9 protein-coding genes are annotated in these 12,182 nt (G+C 73.8%); 2 read left to right on the forward strand and 7 right to left on the reverse strand.

Annotated features, from left to right (window positions below):
• Positions 1-196: 196 nt before the first annotated feature.
• The 7 genes from murD to rsmH all read right to left on the reverse strand — a co-directional run bounded on the left by murD (position 197) and on the right by rsmH (position 9,721).
• Positions 197-1,630 (reverse strand): UDP-N-acetylmuramoyl-L-alanine--D-glutamate ligase, encoded by a 1,434-nt coding sequence (murD, locus tag AC067J_RS01470; protein ID WP_478295911.1) that lies wholly within the window; start codon positions 1,628-1,630, stop codon positions 197-199.
• Positions 1,627-2,688 carry a phospho-N-acetylmuramoyl-pentapeptide-transferase gene (gene mraY, locus AC067J_RS01475; protein ID WP_478295912.1) on the reverse strand — a complete coding sequence of 354 codons (1,062 nt, stop codon included), beginning with the start codon at positions 2,686-2,688 and terminating at the stop codon, positions 1,627-1,629. The genes murD and mraY overlap by 4 nt, the downstream gene beginning before the upstream one ends.
• Complete coding sequence (locus AC067J_RS01480; protein WP_478295913.1) at positions 2,688-4,088, reverse strand: UDP-N-acetylmuramoyl-tripeptide--D-alanyl-D-alanine ligase; 1,401 nt, start codon at positions 4,086-4,088, stop codon at positions 2,688-2,690. The genes mraY and AC067J_RS01480 overlap by 1 nt, the downstream gene beginning before the upstream one ends.
• Positions 4,085-5,752 (reverse strand): UDP-N-acetylmuramoyl-L-alanyl-D-glutamate--2,6-diaminopimelate ligase, encoded by a 1,668-nt coding sequence (locus AC067J_RS01485; RefSeq protein ID WP_478295914.1) that lies wholly within the window; start codon positions 5,750-5,752, stop codon positions 4,085-4,087. The genes AC067J_RS01480 and AC067J_RS01485 overlap by 4 nt, the downstream gene beginning before the upstream one ends.
• A 6-nt stretch (positions 5,753-5,758) precedes the next feature.
• Positions 5,759-8,101 carry a peptidoglycan D,D-transpeptidase FtsI family protein gene (locus AC067J_RS01490; RefSeq protein ID WP_478295915.1) on the reverse strand — a complete coding sequence of 781 codons (2,343 nt, stop codon included), beginning with the start codon at positions 8,099-8,101 and terminating at the stop codon, positions 5,759-5,761.
• Entirely contained in the window at positions 8,098-8,673 is a 576-nt protein-coding gene (ftsL, locus tag AC067J_RS01495; RefSeq protein ID WP_478295916.1) for a cell division protein FtsL, read from the reverse strand. The genes AC067J_RS01490 and ftsL overlap by 4 nt, the downstream gene beginning before the upstream one ends.
• 73 nt (positions 8,674-8,746) lie before the next feature.
• Positions 8,747-9,721, reverse strand: a complete 975-nt coding sequence (gene rsmH / locus AC067J_RS01500) for a 16S rRNA (cytosine(1402)-N(4))-methyltransferase RsmH (protein WP_478295917.1) — start codon at positions 9,719-9,721, stop codon at positions 8,747-8,749.
• Between the two features lie 569 nt (positions 9,722-10,290).
• Between rsmH and AC067J_RS01505 the strand changes: the two genes are divergently transcribed.
• Positions 10,291-10,833: a beta-class carbonic anhydrase gene (locus AC067J_RS01505; protein WP_478295918.1), complete on the forward strand. Its 543-nt coding sequence runs from the start codon at positions 10,291-10,293 to the stop codon at positions 10,831-10,833.
• Positions 10,834-11,137: 304 nt separating this feature from the next.
• Positions 11,138-12,181, forward strand: a complete 1,044-nt coding sequence (locus tag AC067J_RS01510) for an AAA family ATPase (RefSeq protein WP_478295919.1) — start codon at positions 11,138-11,140, stop codon at positions 12,179-12,181.
• The last annotated feature ends 1 nt before the right edge of the window (position 12,182 follow it).

The raw sequence follows: 12,182 nt of genomic DNA on the forward strand, positions 1-12,182 counted from the left end.
GTTCTCCGGTGCGCCCGAACCACCCGCCCTGCCCTGACCGCCGCCCACCCGTCCCGCTCTCCCTCTGCGCCTCGCCCGTCTCCGGGCCGCTCCGATCCGGCACGGCCCTCGGACAAGCCCTGGGCGCGCGGGGCCCGACCGTGCCCGGGGCGCGTCCGCCGGGTTCCCGCCGGACGCGCTCCTGGTCGGGCCGGCCCTACGTGTCCGCCAGCTCCCGCACGGCCGCCGCGAAGAGGTCGCCGCGCTCCCCGTAGTTGGTGAACATGTCCATCGAGGCGCAGGCCGGGGCCAGCAGCACCGTGTCACCCGTTCGGGCGAGTGAGGCGGCCGCGCGGACCACCTCTGCCATCGCCACCGCGCCAGTCTGGCCCTCGGCCGCCTCGATCACCGGGACATCCGGCGCGTGTCGCGCCAGGGCCTCCCGGATCAGCGCGCGGTCCTCGCCGATCAGCACGGCGGCGCGCAGCCGCTCGGCCGCGCCCTGCACCAGGTCGTCGAACGCCGCCCCCTTGGCCAGGCCGCCGGCGATCCAGACGATCGGGCGGTAGGCGGAGAGCGAGGCGGCGGCCGCGTGGGTGTTGGTCGCCTTGGAGTCGTCGATGTACGTCACGCCGTCGACGACGCCGACCTCGGCGATCCGGTGGGCGTCCGGCCGGAAGGCGCGCAGGCCCTCCCGGACGGCCTTCGGCTCGACCCCGTAGGACCGGGCCAGCGCGGCGGCGGCCAGCGCGTTGGCGACGTTGTGCGGGGCCGGCGGGTTCACGTCCTCGACGGAGCCCAGCTCGGCGGCGTTCTTGGCCCGGTCCGCCACGAAGGCGCGGTCCACCAGCAGGCCGTCGACCACGCCGAAGTCCGACGGGCCGGGCGAGCCGAGGCCGAACCCGACCGCCCGGCAGCCCTCCTCGACGTCGGCCTCGCGGACCAGCGCCTCGGTGGCCGGGTCGGCCAGGTTGTAGACGCACGCGACGACGTTGCCCTCGTAGATCCGGCCCTTGTCGGCGGCGTACGCCTCCATCGAGCCGTGCCAGTCGAGGTGGTCGGGCGCCAGGTTGAGCACGGCCGCCGAGTACGGGCGCAGCGAGGGCGCCCAGTGCAGCTGGTAGCTGGAGAGCTCGACGGCGAGCACGTCGTACGGCTCCTCGGCGAGCACCGCGTCCAGCACCGAGACCCCGACGTTGCCGACGGCGGCGGTGCGCCGGCCGGCGGCGGTGAGGATCGAGGCGAGCATCTGGACGGTGGTCGTCTTGCCGTTGGTGCCGGTGACGGCCAGCCAGGGGGCGGGTTCGCCGGTCGCGGGCAGCGGCCGGCGCAGCCGCCAGGCCAGTTCGACGTCGCCCCAGACCTCCACGCCGGCCGCGGCGGCGGCCGCGAACAGCGGGCTGCTCGGCGGCCAGCCGGGCGAGGTGACGACCAGCCGGGTGCCCTCGGGCAGGGTGTCGCCGTCGCCGAGGCGGACGGCCACGCCCTGGGCCTCCAGCTCGGTGGCGCGGGCCTGCAGCCCCTCGCCGCTCCCGCCGTCCACCACGGTGACGCGGGCGCCGAGCCCGTGCAGGACCCGGGCGGCGCTGATGCCGGAGACGCCGAGTCCGGCGACGGCGACCGGCAGGCCGGTCCAGTCGGGGTCGGTCATCCGGTCACCCATCCCGCGTAGAAGAGGCCGAGGCCGACGGCCACGCAGAGGCCCTGGATGATCCAGAACCGGACCACGACCAGGACTTCGCTCCAGCCCTTGAGTTCGAAGTGGTGCTGCAGCGGGGCCATCTTGAAGACGCGCTTGCCGGTCATCCGGAACGAGCCGACCTGGATGATCACCGAGAGGGTGATGATCACGAAGAGGCCGCCGAGCAGGACCAGCAGGATCTCGGTGCGCGAGCAGATCGCCAGGCCGGCCATCGCGCCGCCGAGGGCGAGCGAGCCGGTGTCGCCCATGAAGATCTTGGCGGGCGAGGTGTTCCACCAGAGGAAGCCGAAGCAGGAGCCCATCAGGGCGGCCGCGACCACCGCGAGGTCCAGCGGGTCGCGGACCTCGTAGCAGTTGGAGGTGGCCGAGACGGCGTAGGCGCAGCTCTGGCCGTACTCCCAGACGCCGATGAAGGTGTAGGCGCCGAAGGCCATCACCGAGGCGCCGGTGGCCAGGCCGTCCAGACCGTCCGTCAGGTTCACGCCGTTCGAGGTCGCGGCGATCAGGAAGTACGCGAAGATGACGAACAGCACCGGGCCGACCGACCACTCGAAGTCGCGGACGAACGAGAGGTGCTGGGAGGCCGGGGTGCGGTCGGCACTGTCGGGGAACTGCAGCGCGAGGACGGCGAAGGCCAGGCCGACGATGGACTGTCCGGCGAGCTTCGCCTTCGCCCGCAGGCCCAGCGAGCGGCGCTTGACGACCTTGATGTAGTCGTCGAGGAAGCCGACCAGTCCCAGACCGGCCGTCAGGAACAGCACCAGCAGCCCGGAGGCGGTCGGGGACTCCCCCGTTATCGCCTTGGTGGCGAAGTAGGCGATCAGCGTCGCCAGGATGAAGGCGATGCCGCCCATGGTGGGCGTGCCCTTCTTGCTGTGGTGCGCCTTCGGGCCGTCGTCGCGGATGTACTGGCCGTAGCCCTGTCGGGCGAGCAACTTGATCAGGGCCGGGGTGCCGAGCAGCGACAGGACCAGGCCGATCATGCCGGAGAAGAGGATCTGCTTCATTACTTGGCCGCACCGTCCGCGAGGATCGCCTCGGCCACCTTCTCCAGCCCCACCGAGCGGGAGGCCTTCACCAGCACCACATCCCCCGGAAGCAGCTGACTGCGCAGCAGTTCGACCGCCGCGTCCGCGTCGGACACCAGCACCGACTCCTCACCCCACGAACCTTCGTTCCTAGCGCCCAGTTCCATGCAGGCCGCCTCGCGTCCGCCGACCGCCACCAGCTTGGTGACGTCCAGCCGGACGGCGAGCCGCCCGATGGCGTCGTGCTCGGCCAGGCTCTCCTCGCCGAGCTCCCGCATCTCGCCGAGCACCGCCCAGGTGCGGCGGCGCTCCGGGCCCCGTCCCCCCATCGAGACCAGCGCCCGCAGCGCGGCCCGCATCGAGTCGGGGTTCGCGTTGTAGGCGTCGTTGACGACGGTGACACCATCGGCCCGGTCGACGACCTCCATGCGCCAGCGGGACAGCGCACCCGCCTCACCCAGTGCTTCGGCGGTGTCGTCGACGGTCATCCCGAGCTCCGTCGCCACCGCTGCGGCGGCGAGGGCGTTCGAGACGTGGTGCTCACCGTACAGGCGCAGCTGCACGCGTGCGGAACCGGCCGGGGTCGTCAACGTGAAGGATGGCCGTCCGGTGGAGTCCAGGCGAACATCCTGTGCGCGGACGTCGGCTTCCGGGGACTCACCGAAGAACACCACCCTGGCCTTGGTGCGCGCGGCCATTCCGCGCACCAACCGGTCGTCGGTGTTGAGGATCGCGACGCCGTCGGCCGGCAACGACTCGACCAGCTCGCCCTTGGCCTCGGCGATCGCCTCCTGCGAGCCGAACTCGCCGACGTGCGCGGTGCCGACGTTCAGGACCACGCCGATCCGGGGCGGGGTGATCGAGGTGAGGTACTCGATGTCGCCCTTGTGCCGGGCGCCCATCTCCAGCACCAGGTGCCGGGTGGCGTCCTCGACCCGCAGGGCGGTCATCGGGTGGCCGATCTCGTTGTTGAGCGAGCCGGGCGGGTAGACGGTGTCGCCGAGCCGCTGGAGCAGCTGGGCGATCAGGTCCTTGGTGCTGGTCTTGCCGGCCGAGCCGGTGAGGGCGACCACGGTGGCGTCGGCGCGGCCGACGACGGTGCGGGCCAGCTTGCCGAGCGCGTCCACCACGCTGTCGACCAGGACGGTGGGGCCGCCGACCGGGCGGGAGGCCAGCACCGCGACGGCGCCGGCCGCCACCGCGGTGGCGGCGTACTCGTGGCCGTCCACGTTCTCGCCGACGAAGGCCGCGAAGAGGCCGCCGGGGAGGACCTTGCGGGAGTCGACCTCGACCGGGGCGGTCACCAGGACGTCGGGGTCGGCGCCGGCCAGGGTGCCCCCGACTGCTGCGGCCACCTCGGCGAGGGTCAGTGCGATCACGGCTGCTCTACTCCTCCGGTGCCCCGGGCGGCCGTGGTCCGCGCGACGGCGTCGTGTCCGATGGCCTCGCGCAGCACCTCCCGGTCGTCGAAGGGGCGGATCTCGTCTCGTACGTACTGGCCGAGCTCGTGGCCCTTGCCGGCCACCAGCACGGTGTCACCGGCCCGGGCGCGGGCGATGGCCAGCTGGATCGCCTCGGCCCGGTCGGGGACGACCAGGACGGCGCCGCGCTCGGCCTCCGGCACCGCTGCGGCGCCGGCGAGCATGGTGGCGAGGATCGCCAACGGGTCCTCGCTGCGCGGGTTGTCGCTGGTCAGCAGGGCGGTGTCGGCCAGCCGGGCGGCGATGCCGCCCATCGGGGCGCGCTTGTGCGGGTCACGGTCGCCGCCGCAGCCGATCACCACGTGCAGCCGGCCCTTGGTGACCTCGCGCAGCGAGCCGAGGACGGCCTCCAGGGCGTCCGGCTTGTGCGCGTAGTCGACCACCGCGACGTACGGCTGGCCCGCGTCGACCCGCTCCAGCCGGCCGGGCACGCCGGGCACGGCGGCGACGCCGGCCACGGCCCGGTCCAGCGGGAGGCCGGCGGTGGCCAGCACCGCGATCGCGGCCAGCGCGTTGGCGACGTTGAACGGGCCGGGCAGCGGGACGGACGCGTCCGCCTCGGCGCCGTCGGGGCCCAGCACCCGGAACGTCGACCCGACCGGGCCGAGCTGGACGTCCACCGCGCGCCAGTCCGCCTCGGGCGCGCCGGTGGCGGAGAACGTGGCGACCGGGATCTTGGCCTCGGCGGCCAGTCGGCGGCCGTAGGCGTCGTCCAGGTTGGCCACCCCGGCCCGCGACTTGCCGGGCTGGAAGAGCCGGGCCTTCGCCTGGAAGTAGTCCTCCATGTCCGGGTGGAAGTCGAGGTGCTCGGGGGTGAGGTTGTTGAACAGCGCGACGTCGTAGACCACGCCGTCGGTGCGGCCGTACACCAGCGCGTGGCTGGAGACCTCCATGGTCACCGCGTCCGCGCCGCGCTCGCCCATCACGGCGAGGATCGCGTGCAGGTCGGTGGCCTCGGGGGTGGTGCGCTCGCTCTTGATCCGCTCGGTGCCGACCCGCATCTCGACGGTGCCGATCACACCGGGGCTGCGCCCGGCGCCGAGCAGGCCGCCCTCGACCAGGTAGGACGTGGTGGTCTTGCCGTTGGTGCCGGTCAGCCCGATCATCAGCAGCCGCTCGGAGGGCCGGTCGTAGACGGCGGCGGCCAGTTCGCCCATCCTGGCCCGCGGCCGGTCGACGACCAGCAGCGGCAGGCCCGCGCCGGCCGCCAGCTCGGCGCCGGCCGGGTCGGTCAGCACCGCCACCGCGCCGGCCCCGGCGGCCTGCCCGGCGAAGGACGCGCCGTGGTGGTTGGCACCCGGGAACGCCACGTACACGTCGCCGGGGCGGACCTCGCGGGCGTTGTGGGTGACGCCGGTGACCTCGGGTCCCTCGACGGGGTCGAGACCCAGCAGTCGGGCGATCTCGGCGAGCGGCCGGGCCCCCGTCCGGGCGGGTCGGGGCGGGCTCACGGTGGTTTGATCGGGTTTCGGCACGGCGGAGAGGCTATCCGCCGAAGGGCGTCCAGGGCCAAACCGGCCCTTTTCCGCACCGGCGGCCGCACCCGCCCGGTCGTTGCTCATGGTCGATCACGGCTTCCACTCGACGGGCAGGTTGGGCGCCTCGCTGCCGCTCGGCGGGACCTGGAGGGTCTTGAGGGTGAACTCCATCACCTGCTTGAACACCGGACCGCACAGCTGGCCGCCGAAGTGGCCGTTGACCGGGTCCTGGATCACGCAGGAGACGGTGACCCGCGGCTGGTCGGCCGGGGCGAAGCCGATGAAGGACGCGGTGTAGCCCCGGTACCCGCCGTTCTTGGGGTCCACCCGGTTGGCGGTGCCGGTCTTCCCGGCCACCCGGTAGCCGGGGATGGCGGCCTTGCCGCCGGTGCCCTGCTCGTCGGAGACGACCGACTCCAGCATCTCGGTGAGGGTCTTGGCGGTCTGCTCGCTCACCACCCGGGACTGCGCGCCCGGCGCGGCGGGGGTGTACTTGCCGTCCGGCGAGGTGGTGCCCTGGACGACGCTGGGCGCCACCCGGAGCCCGCCGTTGGCGATGGTCGAGAACACCGAGGTGGCCTGCAGCGCGTTCACCGAGAGGCCCTGCCCGAACGGGATGGTGTACTGCTTGGACGCCTTCCAGTCCTCCGGCTTGTCGAGCAGGCCGGCGGTCTCGCCGGGGAAGCCCAGCCCGGTCTGCTGGCCGATGCCGAACTTCCGCAGGTACTCGTAGAGCACCTGGTTGGCCTCGGGCTGGGTCGCGCCCAGCGTCTGGGCGGCCTCGATGGTGCCGATGTTGGAGGACTTGGCGAGCACGCCGGCCAGGGTGAGGTACCAGGTGGGGTGCTCGACGTCGTCCTTGAACGCCACGTCGCCGCGGACCAGCGGGTAGGGCACGGTGACCTTGGTGTCCCAGGTGGCCTTGCCGGTGTCCAGGACGGCGGCCATGGTCATCAGCTTGGCGGTGGAGCCGGGCTCGTAGGCGTCCTGCAGGGCCGCGTTGCCGAGCTGCGAGTTCCTGGCGGTGCTCAGGTCGTTCGGGTTGAAGCCCGGCGAGGTGGCCATCGCCAGCACCTGGCCGTTCTTCACGTCCTGGACGATGACGTAGCCCTTCTCCGCCCCGGCGTTGGCGACCTGGTCGGTGATGGCCCGCTGGGCGGCCCACTGGATGTCCCGGTTGACGGTCAGCCGCAGGTCGGTGCCGGGCACGGCGGGGTCCAGCGAGCCGCCGGCGGTGGGCACCAGGCGGCCGCCGGCCTGCGCGTAGCTGCTGTGGCCGTCCTTGCCGGACAGCTGCTGCTGGAACTGCTGCTCCAGCCCGCCGGCGCCCTCGCCCTCGGCGTTGACGAAGCCGACGAGGTTGGCGGCCAGCCCGTCCGAGGGGTAGACCCGCTTCTGGGTGTCCCGGTTGAAGACGCCGGCCAGCGGGTTGACGCACTCGTTGTCGAGCCTCGTCCGGCCGCCCTCGTCGAGGGACTTGTTCAGCAGCCGCTTCTGGGCCTGGCAGCTCCGCGAGCCGGCCTGCTTCTCCAGGCTCGACTTGAGGTCGCTGATCTGGTTCTTGACGTCCGGGGTCTGCTGGGCGGCGAGGCGCTTGTAGCGGGTCTTGGGGGTGTGCAGGTCGGCGGCGATCCGCTCCTTGGGCAGGCCGAGGATCGGCGCCAGCAGGGCGGCGGCCTGCTCGGGGGCGTCCGGGAGGCCGGTGGCCTCGGGGGTGAACATCGCCGGGTCGGCGGTGATGTCGTACGCGTCGACGGTGGTGGCCAGGGCGACCCCGTCGGCGGACGTTATCGAGCCGCGTTCGGCGGTGATCGGGATGTTCAGGTAGCGGTTGGTGTTGGCGTCGGCGGCCAGCGCGTCGGAGTCCAGCAGCTGGAGCTGGACCAGCCGGCCGGCGAAGATCGAGAACACCACCGAGAGCACGATGGTGATCACCCGCAGCCGGCGGCGCGGGTCCGCCAGCCGGATCCCCCGGGGCTGCGGCCGGCGCTGCGGCGGGCGCGGACGCGCCCCGGCGCCCGCCTGGCCGGCGCGGGCCGGGGGGCGGCCCTCGGGACGGCGCTGCTGCGGGGTGCGCGGCGTCCGGGCGGCGGCCGCCCTCGGGTCCCGCCCGGCGGCGGGCTGGGCCTTGGCGGCGCCGGGCTGCCGGGCCGCCGGCTGCTTGGCCGCCGGCTGGCGGGCCGGGGGCTGCTTGGCGGGCGGTTGCTTGGCCGACGGCTGCTTGGGACGGGCCGGCTGGACCTTGGCGGGTTGCGGCTTGGCGGGCTGCGGCTTGGCGGGCTGACCCTTGGCCGGCTGGGCGCGCCCGGCGGCCGGCGGCTTGCCCGCAGACTGCCCGCGCGGGACCGGACGCGGCGCGGCGCCCTTGACGGGCCGGCGTCCGCCGCTGCCGCCACTGCCACTGCCACTGGAGGGCTGACGGGGTGTGGTCATCGCGCGGCACCCCCGCCCGTGGCCGGCGCCGGCTGCGGCGCGGTCGGGTTGAGCTGGACGGTGACGTCCCCGCCCGGTGCCGGAGCGGTCGGTGCGGCGGGCGGCTGGGCCGCCGCCGGGGAGGCGGGCGGAGCACCGGCACCGGGCTGGGCACTGGGTGACGGCTGCTTCCCGGGCCACGGTTCCACGGTGGACCGTTTCACCGGAGGGCTGTCCTGGGCGGGCTTCGGCGTGCCGAGCACCGCGCCGCCGTTCGGCAGGTCGAGGAAGGCCATCCCGCCGGCCGGCACCATGCCCAGCTCGCCGGCCCGGCGGGCCAGCGCGTCCGGCGCGGAGTTCTGGCCGATCTGGTGCTGGAGCCCCTGCTGCTCGTCGGTGAGGACCGTGGTCTGCCGCTGCAGCCTGGACAGCTCGAAGGAGCCCTCGTTGAGCGCGGTGTTCAGCGCCAGCAGCCCGAGCAGCCCGGCCGCGAGCAGCACCACCACCAGCACCGCGAACGGTGTCCGCCCCCGTACCTGGCGCCGCCCGGGGCGGACGGTGATCCGCGCCCTGCCGCCCTGCCCGGGGAGCACCCTGCTCCCCGCCCCGCCTCCGGCCACCGGCCCCACTGCCCTTCCTCCGCCCTTCGGACCGCCCCGGTGCCGGTCAGCCCCGGGTGCTTCGGTCCCTGATCCTCTCCGCCACCCGCAGCCGAACGGGTGCGGCGCGCCGGTTCTCCTCGATCTCCTGCTCGGTGGCCAGCTCGGCACCGCGGGTGATCAGCTTGAGCCAGGGCTGGTGCTCCTCCGGGACGAACGGCAGCCCCGGCGGGGCGGTGCTGGTCGCCCCGGCCGCGAAGGCCTGCTTGACCAGGCGGTCCTCCAGCGACTGGTAGGACATCACGGCGATCCGCCCACCGAGGGCCAGCACGTCGAGCGCCCCGGGGATCGCCCGCTCCAGGACCTCCAGCTCGCCGTTGACCTCGATCCGCAGCGCCTGGAAGGTGCGCTTGGCCGGGTTCCCGCCGGTGCGGCGGGTGGCGGCCGGGATGGCGTTGCGCACCAGATCGACCAGACGCGCGCTGGTGGTGAACGGTTCCTTCTCGCGCTCGCGCAGGATCACCGAGGCGATCTTCCCGGCGAACCGCTCCTCACCGTAGAACTTGAGGATCCGGGCCAGCTCGCCGTGGCTGTAGGTGTTCAGCACCTCGGCCGCGCTGATCCCGCGGGTCTGGTCCATCCGCATGTCCAGCGGCGCGTCCTGGGCGTACGCGAAACCGCGCTCGGCCTCGTCGAGCTGCATGGAGGAGACGCCGAGGTCGAAGAGGATGCCGTCGACCCGCGGGATGTCCAGCCGCTCCAGCACCTCGGGGATCTCGTCGTAGACGGCGTGCACCAGGGTGGCCCGGTCACCGAAACGGGCCAGCCGCTCGCCGGAGAGCTTGAGCGCCGCCGGGTCGCGGTCCACCGCGACGAGCCGGACCTCGGGGAACTGGGTGAGCAGCGCCTCGCTGTGGCCGCCGAGGCCGAGGGTGGCGTCCACCACCACCGCGCCGGGCCGGGAGATCGCCGGGGCCAGCGCGTCCATGCACCGCTGCAGCATCACCGGGACGTGCTTGGGGGCCGGATCGTTGGTGGTCATGCGCTGTGGCGCCCTTCCTCGGTGCGGAGCCGCCCGAAGTACGGGAGCTCCGACCATTCTGTCCCACCACGCCGCGGAGCAGGTCCACGGGCCGGGCCGCGGCCCGTGGGCCCCGCCCGCTCCTGGGGAAGGTCGTGACCGCCCGGCGCCGGGGAAGGTGCGCCAGGTGGCACGGAGCGGGTGGAGGCCACGGGCCGCGTCGGCCGCCGCACCGGCCGGAAACGCCCGGTTGACGGGCTCCGGAGGGTGTGCTCCACTGCGCCGCAACTCTATCGCTCAGGCCCCGTCAGTCAATGGCCCGCTCCGGCGCACCACCCGGGCGGCGGTACGGATCACCGCAGGTCGCGACGGTGCTCGTGGCACATGCCGGCGGCCGGACCGGCGCCGGGGCCGACGCCGCGCGCCCCGGCGCCGGGGAGGGCCCGCGGGCGGATCCGGACCGGGGCGGACATATCCGACCGGACCACCCGCGGGTGACGGCGCGTTGTGGATATGCGCTCGGTCACAAGGGCCCGCTCTGTAGCCATCAGCCCCACCACGACCCGCCGAATCGCACTAACGTCTTCACCATGACAGTGACCCCCGACCGGCACACGCCGACCGCCGCTGCCGACTCCCCGACGCCCACCATCATCGACCGCTTCATCGCGGCCAACCGCGAGTACGCGGTGACCTTCCGCGACGGCGGCATGGACGCCCGCCCGGTGCAGAAGATCGCCGTGGTCGCCTGCATGGACGCCCGCCTCGACCTGTTCGCCGCGCTCGGCCTCGAACTCGGCGACGCCCACGTCATCCGCAACGCGGGCGGCGTGGTGACCGACGACACCATCCGTTCCCTCACCATCAGCCAGCGCGCCCTCGGCACCCGCTCGGTGGCGCTGATCCACCACACCGGCTGCGGCCTGCTCGGCCTCACCGAGGACTTCCGGCGCGAGCTGGAGCAGGAGGTCGGCCAGCGCCCGCAGTGGGCGGTCGAGGCCTTCGTCGACCTGGACAGCGACGTCCGGCAGTCCATGCAGCGGGTCCGCACCTCCCCGTTCCTGCTGCACACCGACGACGTGCGCGGCTTCGTCTTCGACGTCCACACCGGGCTGCTGCGCGAGATCCACTGATCCCTCCCGCCCCGTAGGCCCGGCCAGCGTCGTCCGGGCCAACCGGACGTCCCCGGGAACCCGCGGGCCCGCCTCCCCGGCGCTGCCGCCCGACGGTGCCCGGTCCGGATGGTGACTTCTGACCGCCGCCCGGGGGAGAATGCGCCTGCCGGTCTGACCTCGAACCACCTGGGGCGGCCAGCCGCAGGCCGTCCCCGGCACCGGCTCCAGGAACACGGAACCGCTCCCGGAGGGGCCGCGTCCAGCATGGGGTGGGGGCCGGCCTCAAGGGAGGCGGGCACGTGGTGTGCCAGGGAGCGAACGGGTGACGAGCTACAACGATCAGGCCGGTCTCGACGGTCGTGCGGGGGGCGACCAGGGGACGCCGGGTTACCCGGTCGGCCTGCCGGAACTCGCCGCCGTCGTGGACCGGGTGCGTGCCAACATCGAGAGCGTGATCGAGGGCAAGCCGGAGGCCGTCCGGATCGCCCTGACCGTCCTGCTCGCCGAGGGCCACCTGCTGCTGGAGGACGTGCCCGGCGTCGGCAAGACCATGCTGGCCAAGGCGCTGGCCCGGTCCGTCGACTGCACCGTGCGGCGCATCCAGTTCACCCCGGACCTGCTGCCCTCGGACGTCACCGGCACCAACATCTTCGACCAGCACCAGCGCGACTTCGAGTTCCGCCCGGGCGCGATCTTCGCCCAGATCGTGGTCGGCGACGAGATCAACCGGGCCTCGCCGAAGACCCAGTCCGCGCTGCTGGAGTCGATGGAGGAGCGCCAGGTCACCATCGACGGCACCAGCTACGAGCTGCCCTCGCCGTTCATGGTGGTCGCCACCCAGAACCCGGTCGAGATGGAGGGCACCTACCCCCTCCCCGAGGCCCAGCGGGACCGCTTCATGGCCCGGATCTCGATGGGCTACCCCAGCCCCGAGGCCGAGTTCGCCATGCTCGACGTGCACGCCGGCGCCAGCCCCCTGGACGACCTCCAGCCGGTCGCGCACGCCTCCGACATCCTCAAGCTGATCGACCTGGTCCGCACCGTGCACATCGCCGACCCGGTCCGCCGCTACGCCGTCGACCTGGTCTCCGCCACCCGCACCAGCCACGAGCTGCGCCTCGGCGCCTCGCCCCGCGCCACCCTGCACCTGGTCCGGGCCGCCCGCGCCGCCGCCGCCCTGGACGGCCGCGACTACGTCACCCCGGACGACCTCCAGCGCCTCGCCGTCCCGGTGCTCGCCCACCGCCTCATGCCGACCGCCGAGACCCAGCTCAGCCGCCGCACCTCCGAGCAGATCGTGACCGACCTGGTCGCCCGGCTTCCGCTGCCGCGCCCGCAGGGCGGCCCGGCCGTCCGGAGGGGCTGAG

The sequence above is a fragment of the Kitasatospora sp. NPDC042419 genome (genome assembly GCF_056437345.1).